The following is a 21,097-nucleotide window of genomic DNA, read 5'->3' as shown; positions in this document are numbered from 1 at the left end:
GAGTCCATCGCAGTCTCGTTTCGGAGGATGCCCGTGCAGATCCAGGTCAACACCGACCACAACGTCCACGGTGGCGAGCGACTGGCCACCTTCGTGACCACCGACCTGGAGAACAGCCTCTCCCGGTTCGGCGGGTGGTTGACCCGGGTGGAGGTGCACCTCAGCGAGGACGGCGGCGGCAAGCCGGACGACAAGAAGTGCGTGATCGAGGCCCGGCCCGGCGGTAAACAGCCCGTCGCGGTCACCCACCACGCGGCCACCGTGGACGACGCGTACGCCGGGGCGGCGCACAAGCTGGGGCGGGTGCTGGACACCCGGTACACCCGCGCCCACGACCACAAGGGCAGCGAAAGCATCCGGCACATGGCCGGCCCGGAGGACCCCGAGCAGGTCGGCGCGCTGGACGACGAACCGCAGGCCTGATCAGCGGCGGCGGTGGCGATTTCCTGGGGACGAGCGGTCTCCGGCTGCCCCTGAGCGCCGGATTCACCGGGTTCTCCCAGAAGCTCACAGGAACCGGCCGGACCGGCCGGGCACGCTCGCCGCATGACCACGATCGACGTACGGGGCCTGACCAAGCGGTACGGGCCCGACACCGTGGTGGACGACCTCTCGTTCACCGTCGAACCCGGGCAGGTGACGGGTTTTCTCGGGCCCAACGGCGCCGGCAAGTCCACGACCATGAAGATGATCCTGGGCCTGGCGGCGCCGACCCGGGGCTCGGCCACCATCGGCGGCCGCCGGTACGCCGACTTCCCCACGCCGCTCACCGAAGTGGGCGCGCTGCTCGACGCCGGTGCCGTCCACGGCGGCCGGAAGGCCTACGACCACCTCCTGGCCCTCGCGGTCGGCAACGGCCTCCCCCGCCGCCGGGTCGGCGAGGTGCTCGCGCGGACCGGGCTCGAGGACGTCGCCGGCAAGCGGGCCGGCGGGTTCTCCCTCGGCATGCGGCAGCGGCTCGGCATCGCCGCGGCCCTGCTCGGCGACCCGCGGGTGCTGATCTTCGACGAGCCGGTCAACGGGCTCGACCCCGAAGGCATCCGCTGGATCCGCGACTTCATGCGGTCCCTCGCTCGTGACGGCCGGGCCGTCCTGGTGTCCAGCCACCTCATGAGCGAGATGGCGCAGACCGCCGACCACCTGGTCGTCATCGGCCGCGGCCGGCTCATCGCCGACACCGGCGTCGGCGAGCTCATGCGCGCGGGCGGTGCAGGCACCGTGCTGGTCCGCACGCCCGATCCGCGCTTCGCACACCGGCTCACCGCCGCCGGCGCCACCGTGCGGGAGGGCCTCGAGGCGTCGCTCGTCGTCTCCGGCCTGAGCAGCGAGGAAATCGGCAAGCTCGCCGCCTACCACGGTGCCGCGCTCAGCGAGCTCACCCCGCAGCGCGCCTCGCTGGAGGACGCCTTCATGGAGCTGACCAAGGACTCCGTCGAATACCAGGGGGCCGAATACCAGGGGGTCGCCCGATGAGCGCGTTCGCCAACACCGTCCGCACCGAGTGGATCAAGCTCCGCAGCCTGCGCTCCACCTGGTTCACGCTGACGTGCCTGTTCGCCGTCGGGCTCGGCATCACCGCGCTCACCTCGAACGCCGCGGGGAAGGGGTACGCGAGCCTGACGCTCGCCGACCAGCAGGCGTGGGACCCGGCCGGGCGCAGCCTGATGTCGTACGTCGTCGCCCAGCTGGTCCTCGGGGTGCTCGGCATCCTCGTCGTCACCTCGGAGTTCGCGACCGGGTTGATGCAGACGTCGCTCATCGCGACGCCGCGACGGCACCGGACGCTGGCAGCCAAGGTGGTGGTGGCCGCGGCGGTCGCCGTGGTGGCCGGCCAGGCGCTGATGTTCGCGGCGTTCTTCCTCGGGCAGGGCGTCCTCGCCCTGCAGGACGTGCCGCACGCGAGCCTCGGCGATCCCGGTGTGCTCTCCGCCGTGACGGGCGGCGGCGTCTATCTGACGGCGATCGCGCTGCTCGCGGTCGGCCTCGGCGTGCTCGCGCGGGCCACGGCGGGCGCGCTCGCCACGCTGGTGGGCATCGTCTTCCTGGTGCCCGGTCTCGCCGGGGCGTTCCCCGGGTGGCTCCAGGGTCTTTTCCGCTTCTGGCCGACGCTGGGTGCGGCCGAGGTCCTCAAGACCGTGCCCGATCCGGAGTTCCCGCACCCGTGGCTGAACCTGGGTGGCCTGTGCCTCGGGGTCGCCGCCGTCCTGGCCGTCGCGTTCGCGGTCTTCCGGCGCCGGGACGTCTGATGCGGGACGTCCGCCGGGGCCTCGGCGCGGCGGCCGCCGCCCTGCTCGTCATGGCGGCCGTCGCACTGGCCGCGCTGCTGCTGCTCGGTGCCGGCCGGTCCGGCGACCTCACCGCGCTGACGGCGACGGTCGTCGCACTGGCCGTCGGCGGCTCGGCGGACGTCGTGGCCGTCCCGTCCGGCGCGCTACCGATCACCGTTCACGGCGCCGTCGACGTCATGCCGCTCGGCGTCTCCCTGGCGGGCGCGGTGGTGCTCGGGGCCCTGGTGCTGCGGCACGGCCGGGACGGTCTGGCCGTCCGCGTCACGACGGCGGTCGTCGGTTTTGTGCTCGGACTGGCGGCGATCTCCTTGCTGTCACGGGGAAATCTGGCGTTCCGAATGCCGGGCGGCACGGGTGGCGCGTCGGCGTGCGGGCCGGGATCGGGCGTGGCGTCGCGGTCGGGCGGCGCGGTCGACGCCGGGTTCTCCGCGGCCTTCCTGCCGACGGTGGCGGGCGCGGCCGTCTGGGCGCTCGTGGTGGCCGGGGTGTGCGTGCTTGCCGTGCGGTTCCCGGCCGTCGTGCCGGGATTACGTTTGGCCGCAACGGTTTTCGGGGTGCTCACCGTGGGATGTGCGCTCGTCGCGAGCGGGTTCGGCGGCGCGGCGGCGGCCGCAGTCGTCCTGCTCGCCCTGCCGCAAGCGGTGTCCGGTGCCCTGGTGCTCGGGCTCGGTGTGCCGTGGACGGTGACGTCCAGTGGTGCGCTTTCCTGCGCTGTCCCTGGGATCGAGCAGGGTGGCGGGTGGATCTGGGTGCCGGTGGTGGTGCTGACGGCCTGCGCCGTCGTCGCCGCACGGTCCGGCCCTGGCGGCTCGCTGCGCCGTGCCGGGGTCTTCGCCGGGGTGACGGGTGGCGCGCTGGCGGTCGTGACGCTGCTGTCCCGGGTTTCGGTCGACCTCGGCGTCACGGCGTTCGGGCTGTCGATCCCGGTCCTCGACGCGAGGCTGTCCGCTAATCCGCTGCTCGCGCTGGCGGCCGGCGCGGCGGCGGGGTTCGCGAGCGGCCTGCTCGCCGGCGCGATCTCCGTATCCTCGCGGGCATGGAAGCGATGACGTCCGGGCGGCTCCTGGTGGTCGACGACGAGGCCACCGTCCGCGAGCTGCTCTCCGCCGCGCTGCGGTTCGCCGGCTTCGAGGTGACGTCCGCGGCGACGGCGGGCGAGGCCGTCGCCGCGGCCACCGAGCAGCCGCCGGACCTGGTGCTGCTCGACGTCATGCTGCCGGACATGGACGGCTTCGAGGTCGTCCGGCGGCTGCGCGAGCGGCCACCCGGCCACGGCGCGCCGGTGCCCGTCCTGTTCCTCACCGCGCGCGACCGCCAGGCCGACAAGGTCACCGGCCTGTCCCTCGGCGCCGACGACTACGTGACCAAGCCGTTCGACCTGGCGGAGCTGATCGCGCGGATCCGCGCGATCCTCCGCCGGACCACCGGCCAGCAGGCCGGCGTGCTGACCGCGGGCACGCTCGCCCTCGACGCCGAGGGCCACCAGGTGACGCGGGAGGGGCGGCCCGTCCGTGTCTCCGCCACCGAGTTCCGGTTGCTGCGCTACCTGATGGAGAACGCGGGGCGCGTGGTGTCGAAGGCGCAGATCCTCGACCGCGTGTGGCACTACGACTTCGGCGGCGACGCGAGCATCGTCGACACCTACATCTCTTACCTGCGCCGGAAGGTGGACACCGAGGAGCCCAAGCTGATCCACACCGTGCACGGGGTGGGTTACGTGCTGCGGGAGCCCCGGCGGTGAAGCGGCTTTCGTTGCGGGCCAGGCTGTTGCTGCTCACCGCGGGCCTGCTGCTGGCCGGGCTGGGCCTGATCGGCGCGGTCGTCTCCGACCACGTGGAGCGTTACCAGCTCGACCGCCTCGACGGGCAGCTGCGGTCGCTCACCGAGCTGCTCTCCCGGGTGCCGGCCGCCGGGCCGCCCGGGCTGAAGACCACGAACGCGCGCCCCGAGCTCCTCGATCCCGCCCTCGACCTGTTCGGCACGCCCTACCTGGTGTACCTGGGCGCCGACGGCTCGGTGGCGGGCGGCGTCCACTCCTCCCGGCTCGACGCCGCCGCGTTGCCCACCCCCGGTGCGCTGCGCACGATCCCCGCCGACGGCACCGCGGCCGACCTGCCGGCCGCCGACGGCTCGGGACGCTGGCGCGCCGTCGCCCGGCCGACCGTCGGCTGGAACGGCACGGTCCTCGCCGCCGCGCCGCGCACCGAAGCCGACGCCACGATCGCCCAGCTCCGGTCGAGCAGCCTGATCGGTGGCGCGGTGCTGCTGGTCCTGCTGACCGCGGTCGGCTGGTTCGCGCTCGGCCGGGGGCTGCGGCCGCTGCGGCGGATCGAGCACACGGCGGCCGCGATCGCCGAGGGCGACCTGACCCGGCGCGTCCCGGTTCTCGCGTCGACCGGGACGGAGATCGGGCACCTCGCGGCGTCGCTCAACACCATGCTCGGCCAGCTCGAACGGGCCTTCGCCGACCGGTCCGCGTCGGAGGCCCGGATGCGCGCGTTCGTCTCGGACGTCAGCCACGAGCTGCGGACGCCGTTGTTCGGCATCAAGGGCTCGACCGAGCTGTACCGGATGGGCGCGCTGCCCGAGCGGGCCGACGTCGACGAGGTGATGAGCCGCATCGACCGCGACGCCACCCGGCTCACCGCGCTCACCGAGGACCTGCTGCTGCTCGCCCAGCTCGACGAGGCGCCCGAAGGGCAGCTCGACCGGGCGCCGATGGACCTGCGCACCCTCGCCGGCGACGCCCGGCACGACCTGCGCGCCCTCGACCCGTCCCGGCCGGTCGAGCTCACCGGGCCGGGCGGCACCGGCCGGCCCGGCCCGGCGCCGGTCCACGCCGACGAGGCACGGCTGCGGCAGGTCGTCACCAACCTGGTGGGCAACGCGGCCGCCCACACCCCGCCGGGCACCCCGGTCCGCATCGGCGTCGGCACGGCCGGCGGCCAGGCTGTGCTCGAAGTGGCGGACGAGGGCACGGGCCTGAGTGCCGCACAGGCGGGCCGCGTCTTCGACCGCTTCTACCGCGCGGACCGGGCCCGGACGCGCTCGGGCGGCGCCGACGCCGGACTCGGGCTGGCGATCGCACGTTCGCTGGCCCGCGCCCACGGCGGTGACGTCGAGCTGGAGACCGCACTGGGCGAAGGGGCTTGCTTCCGGCTCACCCTGGCCCGGGCCGAGTGAGCGCGGATCACGAACCCGGCGACCTGCTCGGACCGGTGACCGCCGCTCCCCGACCCGAGCCCACGGTGGCGAGCTGGACACCGCACTGGGCGAAGACGCCTGCTTCCGACTCACCCTGACACGCGCCGAGCAAGCCCGGACGACGAACCCCGCGACCTGCTCAGACTGCTGATCGCCCGCTCCCCTGCCCCAGCCCACAGTGGCGAGCCGGACACCGCACCGGGCGAAGACGCCTGCTTCCGACCCACCCTGACACGCGCCGAGCAAGCCCGGACCACGAACCCCGCGACCTGCTCGGACCGGCGATCGCCCACTCCCCGACCCGAGCCCACAGCGGCGAGCTGGACACCGCACTGGGCGAACGGGCTTGCTTCCGACCCACCCTGACCTGCGCCGAGCAAGCGCGGATCACGAACCCGGCGACTGCTCGGACCGGCGATCGCCCGTCCCCCGGCCCCAGCCCACAGCGGCGAGCTGGACACCGCACTCGGCGAAGGCGCCTGCTTCCGACTCACCCTGACCTGCGCCGAGCAAGCCCGGACCACGAACCCCGCGACCTGCTCGGACCGGCGATCGCCCACTCCCCGGCCCCAGCCCACAGCGCCGACGTCGAACTGGACACCGCACTGGGCGAAGACGCCTGCTTCCGACTCACCCCGGCCCGCGCCGAGCGAACCCGGATCACGACCGCAGCACGAACTCCGCGACGTCGAGACCCAGCTGCTGCCCGGCCTCGTGGTCGATGCGCGTGTGGACACCCGCGAAGATCCGGCTGAGGCCCGCTTCCGAAGCCACGTCGGCGAACGAGCCGAACCGCCGGACCACCCCCGGCAGCGCCTCGGACGTCACCGCGAGCGGGCGGTTCGGCCCGTACTCCTGGCGCAGCACCAGCGCGCCCGCCCGCGAGATCACGCTGTGCGCGCCCGGGTACGACGGGTCGGCCGGGGTGGTCGCGAGGCTCGACCAGTCGGGCACCTCGAGCCGGATCGCCGTGATCGGCCGCCAGATCCGGTAGTGGTACTTGGCTTCGTAGAACGCGATGACCGCGTCGGCGAAGGCGAGGTTCAGCCGGGCGAACACCCGCGCGGCGACGACCAGATTGCTGTGCGAACCGGCCACGACCGACTGCGTGATCTCGTTCCAGTAGTTCCAGATCGGCGCCGCCCAGAACCGCGCCTGCTCGGTCCCCTCGGGGGTGCGCGTGGTGCTGACGTCCCGGCCGTCGGCCGCCACCTCGGCCAGCGCCCGGGCGTAGTGCGCGCCGGTCAGGGCGGGATAGGGACCGGGCCGGAACCGGTCGGCGCGGTCGAGCACGAACGGCGTCACGGCCGGCCAGTGCGTGAACACCGCGGCCGCGAACGCGGGCGGTGTCGGCCGGTACTGCCCGGGTGCCGTGCCCGGCGCGAGCACCGGCGGGACCGCGGCCGAGCCGTCGCCGGCACGTAATCCCAGCAGGAGCCGGGCGACCAGCCGCCCGGCCCGCACGCCCGCGTCGCGCTCGGCAACCGACCTGACGCCGGCCAATTGCCCGGCGAGCAAGGCGTCGAACTCCGCGGTCCGGGTCGGGTACAGCGCGGCCAGGACGTCGTGGCCGGCCTGCGCCGCGGCCGCCTCCGCCGACGCCGGACGCGGGACGTCGACGGTGAACAGGTACGGCCGGCCGACGCCGGTCGTCGCGACGACGGCGTCGTGGATCGCCGCGTGCAGCAGCGCGAAACTCCGGGTCGGGTGCACGGTCGCGGGCTGGAGCCCGGCCGTGCGCACGATCGCCAGCAGCTCCCGGTTCCAGGCCAGCACAACGTCAGCGCCGCTCCGCACCGGCGCTGACGTGGCCGCGGCGGCCGGGAGCCGGGTGGCGGCGAGCACGGCGGCGGCCGCCCCGCCCGTCACGAGCAGTCGTCGGCGGGACACCGGTGTGGTCATGGGTGCGCTCCTCGCGTCTTCGAAGTGGTCACCCCGGATACGGTGGGTGGTTACAGCCCCCGGCCGGTGTAACCCGAGCGCGTATCCCTCAGGCAGCGGGAAGAATTGGCGGGGAGAAGGCGGGCGGTGCCGGTGGCACAGCGGTTCCGGCGCAGGCGCGCCGAGCGGGAGGACGAGGGCGGGACACCGCCCGCGCGGCTGCACGTGGTCGGCGCGGACGCCTACCCGGACTGGGAAGCGGTCTACCGCGACAACGTCGACCGCGTCTTCCGGCTGATGTTCTCGAAGGTGGGCAACCGGCCCGACGCGGAGGACCTCACCACGGAGGTGTTCCTGACCGCGTTGCGGCCGCTGCGCGTTTCGGCGAGCGTCGGCGAGGTCCGGGCCTACCTGCTGGCGACCGCCCGGACGGTGCTGGCCGGCCACTGGCGGCGCACGCTCGGCCGGGAGATCACCACGCTCGACGAGGAACGCGACATCGCCGCGTTCGAGGCCGACGTCCCGGACCCGGGCACGCTGGCCCGGGCCGAGGCGATCCTCGCGCAGCTGCCGGAACGCTACGGCCGGATCCTGCGGCTGCGGTTCCTGCAGGCGTGCTCGCTCAAGGAGGCGGCCGCCGAGCTGGGCACGACGGTCGGCAACGCGAAAGTCCTGCAGCACCGCGCTTTGCGCCAGGCGGCGCAGCTGGCGGAAGGGCCGGCGGAAGGGATGGAGACGTGAGCACTCGGGGCGTCCGCCGGTTCGTCAAGGACCTCCTGCGCCGGCGCCGGCCGCGCCCGTTCGCGGCCAGCCCGGCGGACGAGGCCGAGCTGCGCACGGCCGTGCTGCTGCGCGCCGCCCGCCCGGGGTCCGGGGCGGCGGGCGAGGAGTTCGTCACCGAGCTGCACCGGCGGCTCGCCGCGGAGCTGGGGGAACCCGCGCGGCCCGCGCCCGGCGGCACCCGGCGCCGGTTCATCCAGGTCTCGTCGGCCGCCGCGGTGGCAGCCGCGGCGGGCGCCGGCGTCGAATACCTCGTGACGTCCGGTGCCGAACCGGCCGCGTCCCCGCCTCCCCCGGACACGACGCTGCGGCCGGACGGCGGCGAGTGGCGTGCCGTCACCGCGGCGCACGACCTGCCCGAGGGCGCGGTGCTGCCGTTCGACTTCGGGGCCGTGGCGGGGTTCGTCCGGCGGTCCGGCGGTCAGGTGCTCGCGGTGTCGGCGACCTGCACGCACCTGGGCTGCCGGCTGAACCTGGACGCGCCCGCGCGGCAGCTGACCTGCCCGTGCCACCGCACGTCGTTCGCCGTCGACGGCGCGGTGCTGCGGCACCAGCTCCCGGTGAAACCCGCGGCGCTGCCCCGCTTGGTCGTCCGGGAGTCCGGTGGTGTGGTCGAGGTGCTGGTGCCACCGGCCGGGGCGTGACCCCGGGGCCTACTGTTCCGGCGGCGACGCCAGGCTCTGGAAGCACGGCCGGAGCAGGTCGACGATCTGCTCGGGGGACGCGTCCGCGAGGTGGGTGAGGCGCAGCAGGTAGCGCTCGGCGATCACGCCGTGGACGATCGCGCTGAGCAGGCTCGCGCGCAGGTCGGCGTCGGCCGACGGGATCGCCTCGGTGAGCTGGTTGAGCTGCGGCTCCCCCGCGGCGCGGTAGCGATCGGCGGCGTCGGCGTTCGTGAGCATCGAGCGCAGCACCGCCAGGGACGCGGTCGGCTCGTCGGTCAGGCGGCGGCCCAGCGACGTGAGCAGCGCTTCGGCCACCTCGTCGGCCGTGCCGCCGGGCAGCTCGTCGGCGGGGATCTCGGAGGCGCGGGCGAAGAGCAGGTCCTTGCTGCCGAAGTAGTGCATGACCAGACCCCCGTCGACCCCGGCGGCCGCCGCGACGGCCCGGATCGTGGTCCGGTCGTAGCCGAGCTCGGCGAAGATCCTGCGGGCCGCGGCGAGGATCCGCTCCTCGCTCTGGCGGCGTTGCGCTGCTCTGGTCACGCGTTCATTCTACGGGCGTTGACCCGGCGGGCCAGTTCGTTCTACAGTCGTTCAATCAACGAGCGTTCAACGAACTGGGAGCAGCCATGACCGCCACCTCACGCGAAGTCGTCGAGCGGGTCCTGCGCGCGGGCCTCGCAATGGACACCGACACGTTCGTCGGCCTGATCGCCCCGGACGGCTACATCGAGTGGCCGTACCGCCCGGCCGGCGTCCCGGACCGCCTGGAGGGCCGCGAACAGATCCGCGAATTCCTGACGGCGCAAGCGAAAGGGCTCGTCAGGTTCGACGAATACCGCAACACGGTGATCCACGAGACCACCGACCCGGAGGTGGTGATCGTCGAGTACGACGTCCACGGCACGGTCGTCCCCACGGGCGCGCCCTTCCACCAGACGATCATCGCGGTCCTCCGGATCCGGGACGGCCTGGTCGTCTCCTACCGCGACTACCTCAACCCGTTGGTACTGGCCGAAACCCTGGCCAGCGTCGCCGGTTGAACGGGCGGTCAAGCCGCGGGCACCGCTCCCGGCCGGGAGTCCAGGAGCGCCGCGACCAAGCCCCGTGCTTCCTCGGGAATCATCGCGGTGCCGCCGCTGGTCCGCACCAGCGGATGCCGGAACCAGAAGGCCTCCGCCAGCCAGTTCACCGCGCCGATCTCGTCGATCTCGGCCCGCGTCACCGGGTGCGGGCCCGGGGCCGACAACCGCCGGACCAGGCGCGCCTGGCGGCTGGACAGCTGCACGAGAATGAGGTCGAGGTCGTGGCGGACCTCTTCGGTGTCCTGCCAGTCCCTCGTCCCGGCCATCACCCTGTCACCCGGCACCATGCGATCCCTCCTCAGGTCCTGCCACGAGTACGTGTGCGGCCCTGGTACCCCGCCCGGCCCGCTCTCATACATCCGGTTTGCCACCAGGCTGTTCGAGGAGCTGCAGCATCCGCGGCAGCTCGAAGAACCGGGCGATGTCGAGCGCGGAGCGCGGGCCGAGGGCGGGATCCGCACCGGCGGCCAGGAGGCAGGTGACGGCCGGCTCGGAGCGGCGGAACACCGCCGCCCCGAGCGCGGTCTGGCCCCGGTCGTTGACCCGTGCCGTGTCGGCGCCCCGGGCCAGCAACGCCCGGACCGTGTCCGGGTGGTCGTGGTACGCGGCGAGCATGAGCAGGGAGTCGCCGGCCGCGGTGGTGAGGTTCACCGGGATCCCGGCGTCGATCGCCTCCGCCAGCCGTCCGGTGTCGCCGGTGCGGGCGAGGTCGAACAGCGAGCGGAGGTAGTCGAGCTCCTCCTCGGTGAGTGCTTCGGTCACGACCGGCCTTTCTCAGGAGAGCGACACGGGGAACCGTTCCCACACGCGGTGGGCGCCGAGCAGCTTCGCCGTCTTCGTCAGCGCCTTCGCCGGATCGTCCTCCAGGACGATCCCCGGCCCGTCCGCACAGCCGGCGGCTTCGAGCGCGGTGCGGCCGCTCCCCCAGGCGCCGAGCACCTTCGCGTGGCGGAAGCACTCCTGGATCATGAGGATCACGCGCGGATCGACGGCGGCGCCGGCCTCCGGTCCCTCGGCCGGCAGCACGTCCGCCCCGGGCGGCGGGCTGCCCGCGAGCAGCAGGGCGTCGAACTCCACCGAGCGAGCGGTGAGGAAGGTGCGCTGGGCGACGAGCCCGCCGTCGGCGTCGAGCGGCCCGCCGGTCGGCGCGATCAGCAGCGGCACCATGCCCTCGGCCAGGATGGTCTCGCGGACCGTGCGCACGCCGTCGAGGTCGGCGGGATCGACGACGATCCCGATGATGCGGCCGTCGGTCGGCCACGTCCCGCCGAGCTGGGACAGCGCCGGGCTCGGCGTGACCCGCTTCTGCCGCCCGGGAACGGCCGGGGCGGGCAGACCGAGCCCCTGCGCCACCTGCTGGCACAGCTCACGGTCCACATTGGCCAGCACGAGCAGCTCGCGTTCCTTGATCGCCTGCTCGTAGCACTTGCCGAGCTCGAAGGTGAACGCCAGCACGACGTGCTGCTGCTCGACCGGTGACAAGCTCAGCCAGAACAGCCGCGCCTGCGTGTAGTGGTCGGCGAACGACACCGGCGACTGCCGGACCTTCGCGGACTTCGGCAGCGGCTGCGCCACCTCGGTGAACGGCCGGTCGTCGGGGCCGGCCTCGAACGGGTTGCCGCCGTCCAGGGTGTTCGGCTTGTACGGGGCGACCCCGCAGTGGATCGCCTGCTGGTGGAAGCCGTCCCGCGTCAGGTCGTTGACCGGCACGAGCGGGCGGTTGACAGGGATCTGGTTGAAGTTCGGGCCCGCGAGCCTCGTCAGCTGGGTGTCCAGGTACGAGAACAGCCGCGCCTGCAGCAGCGGGTCGTCGGTGACGTCGATGCCGGGCACCAGGTTCCCGACGTGGAAGGCGACCTGCTCCGTTTCGGCGAAGTAGTTCGTCGGGTTGCGGTTGAGCGTCAGCATCCCCACCGGCTGCACCGGCGCGAGCTCCTCCGGCACCAGCTTCGTCGGGTCGAGCAGGTCGATGCCCTCGAAGGTCTGCCTCGGCGTGTCCGGGAAGATCTGCACCCCGAGCTCCCACTGCGGGAACGCGCCGGACTCGATGGCGTCGGCGAGGTCGCGCCGGTGGAAGTCCGGGTCGACGCCGTTGAGCAGCTGCGCCTCCTCCCACACCAGGGAGTGCACGCCCAGCTTCGGCTTCCAGTGGAACTTCGCGAGCGCGGACTCCCCCTCGGCGTTGACGAGCCGGAAGGTGTGCACCCCGAAGCCCTCCATCGTCCGGTAGGACCGGGGAACCGCGCGGTCGGACATCTGCCACAGCACGTGGTGGGTGGCTTCGGTGTGGGTCGAGACGAAGTCCCAGAAGGTGTCGTGCGCGCTCTGCGCCTGCGGGATCTCCCGGTCCGGGTGTGGCTTGGCCGCGTGGATGACGTCGGGGAACTTGATCCCGTCCTGGATGAAGAAGACCGGGATGTTGTTGCCGACCAGGTCGAAGTTGCCTTCCTGGGTGTAGAACTTCGTCGCGAACCCCCGGGTGTCGCGGACGGCGTCGGCCGACCCGCGCGACCCGACGACCGTGGAGAACCGCACGAACACGGGCGTCTCGACCCCGCGGGCGAGGAAGCCGGCCCGGCAGACGTCCGAGGCCGCGCCGTACCCGACGAACACCCCGTGCGCGCCGTAGCCGCGCGCGTGCACGACCCGCTCCGGAATGCGCTCGTGGTCGAAGTGCATGATCTTCTCGCGCAGGTGGTGATCCTGCAGCAGGGTCGGGCCCCGCTCCCCCGCCTTCAGGGAATGTTCGGTGTCGGGCAGCCGGGCACCGGTCGTCGTGGTGAGGTATTCGCCCTGCTGCGCCATCGACGATTTCGGGGCACCGGTCGGCGCACCCGTCGGGGTCACCGTCTCCGGCCCGTCCTGGTCCGGTTTCGGTGGCAGCGGCGCACGCGGATCGACCGGTTCTTCGAGGGACGGCGGTGCGCTGCCGGGCGCACCGGGGATCGGGGGGTTCGTCAGCTCGGTGACCTTCTCCACCGCCTTTTCGAGTGCGGCCTTGACCAGCTTGCCGGGGGTTTTCGGGGCCACTGCGTCCTCCTGATGGTGGGAAAGCGTTATTTCGACGGTGGCCGGGGAAAGAAGAACGCCACGCGCTTCTGGTATTCGCGGTAGCCGGGCCGGTCCTGCATGCGTTTCTCGGTGCGCTTGGCGCCGGTGGCGAACATCAGCAGGTAGCTCATCAACGCCGGCGCGGGCAGCGTCCACAGCCCGGGTGCCGAAGCGGCCGCGGCGAGCCAGGCGCCGTCCCACACCAGCGAGTCGCCGAAGTAGTTCGGGTGCCGCGACCAGCCCCACAGGCCGGTGTCGAGCACGTCCGGCCGCTCGTCCTCGTCCCGCTCGGCGTACCCGGCCTTCTGGTGGTCGGCCAGCGCCTCGACCACGGCCCCACCGGCCATCACGGCCAGCCCCGCCGGGGCCAGCCACCGGCGTCCGCCACGCGGGAGGGCGCTGGCCGCGGCCAGCTGCACCGGAAGCGAGACGAGCAGCTGGCTCAGCCCCTGCGTGACGAAGACCTTGCCCACGACGGCGGGAGTCGAGGCACCGTCCAGGAATTCGGTGTAGCGCGGGTCTTCTTCGTCGCTACCGCGCAGGCGGCCGAGCATCTGGCGCTCGAGCCGGGCCGCCCACGCGACGGTGGCCGCCGCCAGCGCCCAGCGCCGCCGGGCGTCACCGCGTCCGGCCAAAGCGCTCACGACGGCGACGGCGGCCAGGCCGGGGCCCCAGACGGCGTCGGCGTAGTCACGGCGTCCCTTCCGGAGTGCCACGACCGCGGTGGCGGCCTGTGCCACGGTCACGACCGCGGCCGACAGCCCGGCCACCCGCCGCAGGTTCGCCGTGTCCACCGCCCGGCGCCGCTTCGATCTCGTGGACGGCACCTAGCGGACCAGGCCGTTCAGCACCTCGGTCAGCTGCCGTTCCGTGTCGTTGCCGAGCTTCTCGAAGACCACCTTGCCCAGCGGCGCCGCGACCTTGGCCAGTCCGTTGAACTGCAGCTCGTTCGTGTAGGTGACGCTCGACCCGGTGCCGCCGGGCGTGACCTCGATGGTCTCGGTGGAGGTGGCGGTGTCGTTGCGGCCCACCAGCACGACGCGGTCGTCCGCGAGCTGCTCGAGGGTGTAGGTCAGCTCGGTGCTGACACCGGCGATCTTCGACGTGTTGTGCCACGACGAGCCGACCCGGACCGGACCGCTGTCGTTGCGGGTGCAGCGCTCGGTGCCCGGGTCCCACTCCTCGGCGTGCCCGAAGTCGGCCAGGTAGGCGACGACGACCTCGGGCGCGGGCTCGACGGTGAACGTGCGGGAGACGGTGGTCATGGAGGAACCTTTCGACGCCGGGTGGTGGTCGGCGAACTTCTGGCCGGGCCCTCCGTTTACCCCGCTTCCGATGACGGAAACCCTTCACGCGGGTGAGAGCCGACCCGAAAGGTGTGCCTCCGAAAGCGTTTGCCACGGGGCGAAACGGGTAGTCCCACCGCACGTCGGTTTTGCCGTGATCGCCACCACGGGCGGAGACCAGCCACTCGGCCGGCAGGTCGATATCCACAAAGGACATCTGGCACCGGAGCAGCTCACTCAGCCCCGCTGCCTGGCGGGGTGAGTGTGCCGGCTCGGGCGAACAACAGGACGAACCGCCGTCGTGAGCGCGTGGCCGCGATCGGCCGGTCGAGTCGCCGCCGTCCGGCCGCGAAGGCGCCGATCAGCATCACGAACAGCATCGCCACCAGGCCGCAGTCCCGTCCGGGCCCGTACTCGGCGCCGAACCGGCTCCGCAGGGCGCGCACCTGCCGGCACAGGGCCGCCAATCCCGGTTCGCCCAGCGTCGCCACGGTGACCACGCCGTCGCGGTGATCGACCGCGACGTCGTGGTAGTCGTCGAGGAGCTGGAGCACGTCGCCCAGTTCGACCAGGACGTCGAGCTCACCCGGCCGCATTCCCGGCCTCAGCAGTGCGAACAGCGCGGTGAGCCCGAGCCCGCCCTTGCCGCGGGTGATCCGCACGACTTCGGCCGGCGGGATACGCGGGTCGCGCTGCCTCCGCGACTCCCGCTCGTACTCGTGCAGCTCGCGCACGACGGTGAAGATCGCGTCAGCACCGGAGCGAGCGATGCGGGTCTCCATTTCGCGATAGAGGGCCAGCAGCAGGGCTTCCACGCCGGACTGCGGTTCGAACGGCCCGCCCCGGAACAGCTCGGCAAGCCGGTCGTCGAGGTCGTGCCGGTCGAAGTTGTCGACGAGGTCGTCGTAGACACGGGTGAACGAGCTGCCGAGGGCGGCCAGCGCCGGATCGAACGGCTCTCCCGCCATGTCCGCGTAGTTCCACATGGCCAGCCCGACCTTCACGCTGGTGGCCAGAAGGGCGTCCTGGGCGTCCCGGGACAACGACGGGGTGGCGCCGACCGTGCGCTCGACGAGCGGGGTGACGACCCGGTCGAACGCCCGCACGACGTCCCGAGAATCACGGACCAGGTAGCGGACGACGCGGGGCAGGCCCACCGCCATCGGCAAGCAGCGCGCCACGCCGAGCGCATCGCGCAGCACTCCACCCATATCCGGCAGGCTAACAGCACGGATGCCTTGTCAGAGCGTGGATCGGAGCGGACGCTGGAGCCCACCGCGTCCGACACGAGAGGCGGAACCCCGTGAACACGGCCGAACTCCCCGGGATCGCGCCGCCCGACGTTCTGCGCCCTGACCTGCGTTTCCCCCTGCTGGCGACCGCTCGGATCGAGGCGACGGTGGCCCGCCTGCGCGAACCGCGATTCGCCGACGCCCGCCGCCGGACCCTGCGCAACCTGGGATGCGTCGCCGCCCTCGCACTCGCCCAGTTCGCCGTGGTCCCCTCCCTGCGGCCGTGGTTCCTGGGCGCGGCCGCGCTGCTCCTGCTGGACCTGTTCGGCAGGCTCTTCGCGCTGGACGTGCTGCGCCGGCGGCAACGCGCGTTCGAGCCGCAGTGGCTGGCCGCGCAGTCGGCCGTGCTGCGTACCGCCACCTTCGAAGTCGTCGGTTTCGAGGTGGCCACGCCGTTCACGCGGCGCGCCGACGACCGGGTCCGGGCCTACGACCTGACCCGCCCGGAAGACGTCACGCTGCTGCTCGACCACCAGGACGTCGATCGGGCGGCCGGCCGCGCGTCGCAGGTGAAGCTCGAATTCGCCTATCCGCTGGGGCCGGCGCGGCGGACCGCCATCGAGGTGGTGCACCTGGACCTCGCCGACGTCACCGTCGTCCGGTCGGGCGGCTCGCGCCGGGCGCGCGTCCGCTTTCCCCGTGCGCGCTACCACGCGCAGCCGTCGCCGCGCCGTGAACCGAGCCAGACGACATTCTGGGTGCTCGGCCCGGGAAAGGTGTACACCACGGCGTGAGGCGCCGGGAACGTCTTCAGCCGCGGGTGGCCAGCCGGTCCTGCAGCAGGGCGTGGCGGAACTGGTAGTGCGGTCCGGTCAGCCGCAGCACCCCGAGCTTGTGCGCGTCGTCCAGGAACAGCATCAGCCGCAGTGGCGTCGCGCCGGTCACGAAGAGCCAGATTCGCGCGGTGACGAAGTAGCCCCACGCGCTGGTGGCGAGCACGAGCATGCCCAGCCCGCCGCCCCCGAGCAGCATGCCGACGCCGCCCCCGAGCAGGCCGCGTTGCACCGCGCCCAGGGGGAAGATCAGCTGGGCCGCGAGTTCCGGCACCGCCACACCTCCCGCGGCGCCGACGAGCATACCCACGAAGGCGCCGACCGCGACGCCGTAAAGCACTGCGGCGCGATCGCCGCGGAGCACACCGATCGGGGTGACTGCGGCCTTCGGCTCCGCCGGGCGGGTGAAACGCCGGACCGTCGCGAACGTCAGGCCGAAGATCAAGCCGCTGACGACACCGTGCACAGCGGTGGCGAGGGTGGCGCCGATCAGCCCGCCCGAGGCCGCGCCGATCACGCCGAAGCCGAGGTCCTGGAGCAGCGATCGGCGCCCCGCCGCGTTCCACCGCGGGGACCGGGGCACAAAACGCAGCGGGGGCTCGGGCCGGACCACACCCAGGGCGATCCCGCTGAGCAGGCCGATCGTCACTCCGAACACGAGCCCGAACACCGGCCGGTCGAACAGCCCGAACAGGAGCCAGCCCAGCAACCCGCAGCTGATGGTGCCGAGCACGACCGGGGTCAGGACGAACACCGCGCGGGGAACGAACTGGTGGAGCTGCCACCAGCTCAGATCGGCGGCACCCCGGTCCCCGTCCGTGCGGACGGAGCGCACGTACCGGGCGAGGAACGCCAGCGCGGTTTCGGCGTCGCGCGGGCCCCAGCGACCGGACGGGCGCGCCGGGTTCCGGCCCGGCGGGGTGGCGCGCCGTTCGAACACGGTCGGCACGAACCGGTCGAGCAGGTGGTGTTCGAGCAGCTCGACCGTGCCGGACCGGCTCGGGTCGACAGTTCCGCCGGCTCGCACTCCGGTCCTTCGTAGCTGGTGCGGGCGAGGAAGAGCATGAGGGGCTTGGTCAGCGTGGTGGCGAGCACGCCGTCCGGGTGCCGGGCGACCTCGCCCAGCACGGGCAGCCACCTCTCGACGTCGGTGCTGAACACGTCGCGCAGGTAGGCCGTCATCGCGGACCGGTCGATCGGCAGCAGCCGCAGCACGGTCTTCCCGCCGACCGTCCGCCGTCCCGCCGCCTGGGTGAACTCCCCGGTCCGGCTGGTGAGCACGAAGGGCGAGACGAACACCGGGCTTTCCCGGACCGTGCGCAGCACCACGCCACGGGTCTCTTCCGAAAGTTCGTCGAGCCCGTCGAGAATCGGCAGCAACCGGCCGCCGGCGAGCAGGTCCTGGGCCGCGGTCGCGCCCCAGCGCGACTCGTCGGCCAGGAACGGGTAGTCCTCGTCGAGCCGGCCGAGCAGCCACCGTTCGAAGTCCACCGCCGGATCCCACGACGCCAGCTGGAACAGCACCGGAATCCGTTGCTGTGACTCCTTCTTCGCCAGCTCCAGCGTGAGCAGCACACAAAGGCCGGTCTTCCCCGAACCGGCGGCCCCGACGACGATCATCGGCCACGCCCGGGCCGCGTACGCCTCGAGCAGGACGTCGATCGACCCGCTGTGCGGCAGGGGTGGTTCTTCACCGCCGCGTGGAGCCGGGCGTGACACGACCTCCCAGCGCACGGCCATCCGGTCCTCTTCGGCGAACTGGTGCCGCCGCCCGGCCTCCTCGGTCCACTGACGGCGGACGGCGTCCCGCAGGACGAGGGCGGCCTCGTCGATCTGGCTCGTCGTGCTCGGTGCCCCCGAGCGCAGCCACCAGCGCCGGACCGCCGGGGCGAACGGGGCCGCGGTCAGCAGCGCCAGCGTCACCCCGGACACCGCCGTGACCGGCCCCGCGCCGTACCGGACGATGATCCAGACCACGCCGCATGCGAGGAGGATCCAGATGACCGCGGGTCCGACGATCCGGCGTTGCATCCACCCATTCAACCGGGCGGCCCGGCGCCGCTCAAGGAGCCGATGGCGGTTGCCCTTCGGACGGATCTTCAGCGGCTCAGCGGTTGAGCTGCACGGAATTCAGCAAGGCCAGCGCGGCCGCCTCGTGGGCGTACGAACTGTCGACTTCGATCGCGTAGGCGCCGAGCGTCCGGTACTGACGCGCGGGCAGCGGGTCTTTCGGCGACGCTTTACGCGTGACGTCGAGGATCGTGGACAGCGAAACGAACAGGGAGAAACACCGGGTGTCGAGCGGGGCCGTGTCCACGGCCTCCGCGGGGCAGAGCACCAGGGTGTTGGTGTCGGGCTCGCTGGTGAACGTGGCGACCTTCTGCCCCTCGGGGACCTGCACCGACTTCAGCGGTGACGCGACCACCGGCGGCGTGGCGTGGATCTTCCCGAGCAGGACGAGCATTTCCGCGGCCGTCACCGGCTTCGTGGTCCGCACCCAGAACCAGCGATCCGGTCCGTCCCGCCACGCGACCGAGCCCGGATGGGTGAGCTGACCGGCCGTCGTCGGTTTCGCGGGCAGGGCGCTGCCCGGTGCGGTGCCGTCACGGACTTCGATCTCGAACGAGTACCGGCGGTCCTGCCCGTACTGCACCGAGGCGAAGTTCGGCTGGACGGCCCAGACCATCAGGTCCCAGGAACCGTCTTCGAGGCTCACCGCCGGCGCGGCCGGCGGCACCTTCCCGGCCGCTGGCGGCGAGGACGTCGAGGGGGTCGACGAGGGACTCGCCAGGGTGGCCGGCGGCTGGGCCGGGCCGCCGCGATCCAGCACCCCGACGGCGCCCGCGCCGAGGGCGGCCACCGCGAGCGTCACCGCGGCGACGCCGGTCGTGCGACGCCGCCGGATCCGGCGGGTGGCGACGGCCAGCACAACATCGGGATCGGGGGCCAGGGCCTCCTGCGCGCGCAGCACACGGCGCACCTGCTCGAGGTCGGTCATCACACGCTCTCCTTGCCTTCGTCGAGCCGGCTTTCGTGGAGCTGGACGCGCAGCAGACCCAGGCCGCGCGAGATGTGGCTGCGCACCGTGCCGGGCGCGCAGCCGAGCACCTCGGCGATCTCGTCGTCGTCGCGGTCCTCGTAGAAACGCAGCACGATCGACGCCTTCTGGGCGCGGCTCAGCTGCGCGAGCAGACCGGTGAGCTGGTCGGCGTCGGCGATCCGCCCCGCCGGATCGGGCGCGGTCGGCTGGTGGAACCGGCTGACGTCGGCGGTGGCGTGCACGGATCGCTGGTACCAGCGGCGCCGCCAGCCGACGTAACCGTTGACGACCATCTTCCGCAGGTACAGGTCCGGCCGATCCGCCGCCGCCACCCGCCGCCAGCCCTGGTGCGCCCGCACGAGCGCGTCCTGCACCACATCCTGAGCCAGTTCACGGTCCCCGGTCAGCACCGCGGCGAACCGCACCAACCCGGGCAGCTGCTCACGCGAGAACTCTTCGAACTGCACACCTCTTAAGATGCCGCCACCCAGCCAACCTGTTGCAGCTACCTCCGAAATAGCCCGGCGGCCGCCATCGACGAGCTACGGGCCCACGGAGGCGGAGGCCAGGAGGCCGCGGGACGCGGCCGATGCTCCCCCAGAAACATCGGGATCGGCGCCGGCACGTGGTCGACAATGCCCACTGCGAGGCCGAAGCCGCAACGACTGGCCAAAGGATCAGATCGGTTGTGGTGCAGGTGACACAGCGTCGCGGCCGGAGTGGATTGCCGCGTTCACCGGGCCGGAGCCGGGCCAGTTCCGCAAGCTCGTGCCCGGGCCGGCAGTGGGCGTTGCCACTGGCAGATCGGGTGTTGCCGGTCGCGATCTGGTGGCGGACGAATCTGACGATGCGCCAGATCGGACCGCTGTTCGGGTCTCGCATTCCGCGGCGCACCGGGTGATCGACACGATCGGTCCATTGCCGGCGCTGGCCCCGGTCCGCACACGACGGGTCGATGCGGTCGCGATCGTGGACGGCACCCTGGTCCCGACCCGCGATCACCGGCTGGCGATCCCGTCGAAGAACTACCGCTACTCGGGCCTTCGTGCAGGTCGCGATCGACGCCGAGCCCCGACTGGTGATCGGCACCGGTGACCCGCAGCCGGGCAGCCGCAACGACCGCACCGTCCATCGCGCCTGCGGCATCGCCGAGCACCTCGCCGATCGGCCGGTGATGGATGGCGGCTACCACGGCATCCCGGCGGTCGTCATGCCCTACCGCAAAGCCCGGCGACGGGAGCGATCTGCCCGGGTGGAAGGAAGACCTCAACGCCACCCACGGCAAGGTCCGAGCCCGGGTCGAGCACGCGCTGTCCCGGATGAAAACAACATCATCCTCGCCGACTTACGCAAAACCAGTCCCACCAACCACAACGCCAGTTACGAGACGGCCCTCAGACACTGCCCGAGTCGGCACGCTCTCAGCCGCACGGGGTGGAGAACGCCGCTTCGGGGACGTGAGCGGCCCACTCCGCGGCGGTGAGGTCCGATCCGGTCGTGGCGCAGATGCGGGCGATCGCCCGCTCGACGTTCATGGACGTGAGCTGAATGGTGCGGTCGTCCGCCGCGGTCGCCAGCTGGGTGCCGTCCGGGCTGAACGCGACGGCGTCGACGGCGGCGCTGTGGGTGGCGAGCGGCGGCCCGAGCGGAGCGGCGTGCGCGGGGTCGGCGACGTTCCACAGCCGGGTGGTGTGGTCGTCGCTCGTGCTCGCCAGTGACTTGCCGTCCGGGCTGAAGACCACGCGGAGCACGAAG

At 72.7% G+C, this 21,097-nt stretch carries 23 protein-coding genes and 1 pseudogene; 11 read left to right on the top strand and 13 right to left on the bottom strand.

Annotation, left to right across the window (positions count from 1 at the left end):
• Positions 1-27: 27 nt before the first annotated feature.
• The 6 genes from ACGFMK_RS36525 (at position 28) to ACGFMK_RS36500 (ending at position 5,471) form a co-directional block, all read left to right on the top strand.
• On the top strand, positions 28-423 hold the full coding sequence (locus tag ACGFMK_RS36525; protein WP_392773346.1) for an HPF/RaiA family ribosome-associated protein: 396 nt from the start codon (positions 28-30) through the stop codon (positions 421-423).
• A gap of 123 nt (positions 424-546) precedes the next feature.
• Positions 547-1,473, top strand: coding sequence for an ABC transporter ATP-binding protein (locus tag ACGFMK_RS36520; RefSeq protein ID WP_392773343.1), 927 nt, complete (start codon positions 547-549; stop codon positions 1,471-1,473).
• Positions 1,470-2,246 (top strand): ABC transporter permease, encoded by a 777-nt coding sequence (locus ACGFMK_RS36515; RefSeq protein ID WP_392773341.1) that lies wholly within the window; start codon positions 1,470-1,472, stop codon positions 2,244-2,246. The genes ACGFMK_RS36520 and ACGFMK_RS36515 overlap by 4 nt, the downstream gene beginning before the upstream one ends.
• On the top strand, positions 2,246-3,337 hold the full coding sequence (locus ACGFMK_RS36510) for a streptophobe family protein (RefSeq protein WP_392773338.1): 1,092 nt from the start codon (positions 2,246-2,248) through the stop codon (positions 3,335-3,337). Before ACGFMK_RS36515 ends, ACGFMK_RS36510 begins: the two co-directional genes overlap by 1 nt.
• Positions 3,334-4,029 (top strand): response regulator transcription factor, encoded by a 696-nt coding sequence (locus ACGFMK_RS36505; protein WP_392773442.1) that lies wholly within the window; start codon positions 3,334-3,336, stop codon positions 4,027-4,029. The genes ACGFMK_RS36510 and ACGFMK_RS36505 overlap by 4 nt, the downstream gene beginning before the upstream one ends.
• Entirely contained in the window at positions 4,026-5,471 is a 1,446-nt protein-coding gene (locus ACGFMK_RS36500) for a sensor histidine kinase (protein ID WP_392773335.1), read from the top strand. The genes ACGFMK_RS36505 and ACGFMK_RS36500 overlap by 4 nt, the downstream gene beginning before the upstream one ends.
• Before the next feature lie 681 nt (positions 5,472-6,152).
• On the opposite strand, the gene ACGFMK_RS36495 is transcribed toward ACGFMK_RS36500, so the two are convergent.
• Positions 6,153-7,394 carry a haloperoxidase gene (locus ACGFMK_RS36495; RefSeq protein ID WP_392773332.1) on the bottom strand — a complete coding sequence of 414 codons (1,242 nt, stop codon included), beginning with the start codon at positions 7,392-7,394 and terminating at the stop codon, positions 6,153-6,155.
• Positions 7,395-7,520: 126 nt separating this feature from the next.
• Between ACGFMK_RS36495 and ACGFMK_RS36490 the strand changes: the two genes are divergently transcribed.
• Positions 7,521-8,114: an RNA polymerase sigma factor gene (locus ACGFMK_RS36490; RefSeq protein ID WP_392773329.1), complete on the top strand. Its 594-nt coding sequence runs from the start codon at positions 7,521-7,523 to the stop codon at positions 8,112-8,114.
• Positions 8,111-8,797 carry a ubiquinol-cytochrome c reductase iron-sulfur subunit gene (locus tag ACGFMK_RS36485; RefSeq protein ID WP_392773326.1) on the top strand — a complete coding sequence of 229 codons (687 nt, stop codon included), beginning with the start codon at positions 8,111-8,113 and terminating at the stop codon, positions 8,795-8,797. Before ACGFMK_RS36490 ends, ACGFMK_RS36485 begins: the two co-directional genes overlap by 4 nt.
• A gap of 9 nt (positions 8,798-8,806) precedes the next feature.
• Here the strand turns inward: ACGFMK_RS36485 and ACGFMK_RS36480 are convergent, their stop codons facing one another.
• Positions 8,807-9,358, bottom strand: coding sequence for a TetR family transcriptional regulator (locus tag ACGFMK_RS36480; RefSeq protein WP_392773324.1), 552 nt, complete (start codon positions 9,356-9,358; stop codon positions 8,807-8,809).
• An 86-nt stretch (positions 9,359-9,444) separates the two neighbouring features.
• Here ACGFMK_RS36480 and ACGFMK_RS36475 point away from each other — a divergent pair, with 86 nt between their 5' ends.
• Positions 9,445-9,858, top strand: a complete 414-nt coding sequence (locus tag ACGFMK_RS36475; RefSeq protein WP_392773321.1) for a nuclear transport factor 2 family protein — start codon at positions 9,445-9,447, stop codon at positions 9,856-9,858.
• A gap of 8 nt (positions 9,859-9,866) precedes the next feature.
• On the opposite strand, the gene ACGFMK_RS36470 is transcribed toward ACGFMK_RS36475, so the two are convergent.
• The 6 genes from ACGFMK_RS36470 to ACGFMK_RS36445 form a co-directional block, all read right to left on the bottom strand.
• A complete protein-coding gene (locus ACGFMK_RS36470; RefSeq protein WP_392773318.1) occupies positions 9,867-10,187 on the bottom strand; it encodes a hypothetical protein in 321 nt (106 codons plus the stop codon).
• 64 nt (positions 10,188-10,251) lie between these two features.
• On the bottom strand, positions 10,252-10,662 hold the full coding sequence (locus ACGFMK_RS36465; RefSeq protein WP_392773315.1) for an ankyrin repeat domain-containing protein: 411 nt from the start codon (positions 10,660-10,662) through the stop codon (positions 10,252-10,254).
• 12 nt (positions 10,663-10,674) lie between these two features.
• Positions 10,675-12,930, bottom strand: a complete 2,256-nt coding sequence (locus ACGFMK_RS36460) for a catalase (protein WP_392773313.1) — start codon at positions 12,928-12,930, stop codon at positions 10,675-10,677.
• A 26-nt stretch (positions 12,931-12,956) separates the two neighbouring features.
• On the bottom strand, positions 12,957-13,778 hold the full coding sequence (locus tag ACGFMK_RS36455; RefSeq protein WP_392773310.1) for a DUF1295 domain-containing protein: 822 nt from the start codon (positions 13,776-13,778) through the stop codon (positions 12,957-12,959).
• Positions 13,779-14,216, bottom strand: coding sequence for an SRPBCC family protein (locus ACGFMK_RS36450; protein ID WP_392773308.1), 438 nt, complete (start codon positions 14,214-14,216; stop codon positions 13,779-13,781).
• 254 nt (positions 14,217-14,470) lie between these two features.
• Positions 14,471-15,448 carry a class 1 isoprenoid biosynthesis enzyme gene (locus ACGFMK_RS36445; protein ID WP_392773306.1) on the bottom strand — a complete coding sequence of 326 codons (978 nt, stop codon included), beginning with the start codon at positions 15,446-15,448 and terminating at the stop codon, positions 14,471-14,473.
• Positions 15,449-15,540: 92 nt separating this feature from the next.
• Between ACGFMK_RS36445 and ACGFMK_RS36440 the strand changes: the two genes are divergently transcribed.
• Positions 15,541-16,263, top strand: a complete 723-nt coding sequence (locus ACGFMK_RS36440) for a hypothetical protein (RefSeq protein ID WP_392773304.1) — start codon at positions 15,541-15,543, stop codon at positions 16,261-16,263.
• Between the two features lie 16 nt (positions 16,264-16,279).
• Here ACGFMK_RS36440 and ACGFMK_RS36435 read toward each other — a convergent pair whose 3' ends face one another.
• The 4 genes from ACGFMK_RS36435 to ACGFMK_RS36420 form a co-directional block, all read right to left on the bottom strand.
• Complete coding sequence (locus ACGFMK_RS36435; RefSeq protein ID WP_392773301.1) at positions 16,280-17,137, bottom strand: hypothetical protein; 858 nt, start codon at positions 17,135-17,137, stop codon at positions 16,280-16,282.
• A complete protein-coding gene (locus ACGFMK_RS36430; RefSeq protein ID WP_392773299.1) occupies positions 17,092-18,333 on the bottom strand; it encodes an NACHT domain-containing protein in 1,242 nt (413 codons plus the stop codon). Before ACGFMK_RS36430 ends, ACGFMK_RS36435 begins: the two co-directional genes overlap by 46 nt.
• 76 nt (positions 18,334-18,409) lie before the next feature.
• Positions 18,410-19,300: a hypothetical protein gene (locus ACGFMK_RS36425; RefSeq protein ID WP_392773297.1), complete on the bottom strand. Its 891-nt coding sequence runs from the start codon at positions 19,298-19,300 to the stop codon at positions 18,410-18,412.
• Positions 19,300-19,809: a SigE family RNA polymerase sigma factor gene (locus tag ACGFMK_RS36420; RefSeq protein ID WP_392773295.1), complete on the bottom strand. Its 510-nt coding sequence runs from the start codon at positions 19,807-19,809 to the stop codon at positions 19,300-19,302. Before ACGFMK_RS36420 ends, ACGFMK_RS36425 begins: the two co-directional genes overlap by 1 nt.
• Before the next feature lie 214 nt (positions 19,810-20,023).
• Between ACGFMK_RS36420 and ACGFMK_RS36415 the strand changes: the two are divergent.
• A pseudogene (locus ACGFMK_RS36415) lies at positions 20,024-20,744 on the top strand (transposase family protein); the annotation flags it as partial.
• Between the two features lie 19 nt (positions 20,745-20,763).
• Here the strand turns inward: ACGFMK_RS36415 and ACGFMK_RS36410 are convergent.
• Positions 20,764-21,097 (bottom strand): WD40 repeat domain-containing protein (locus tag ACGFMK_RS36410; protein ID WP_392773293.1); only part of this gene is annotated, 334 nt, incomplete at its 5' end.

Source organism: Amycolatopsis sp. NPDC049252 (assembly GCF_043197175.1).
Lineage (GTDB): Bacteria > Actinomycetota > Actinomycetes > Mycobacteriales > Pseudonocardiaceae > Amycolatopsis.
The sequence above is the reverse complement of the archived record's forward strand: the minus strand, read 5'-3'. Positions and strand labels throughout refer to the sequence as shown.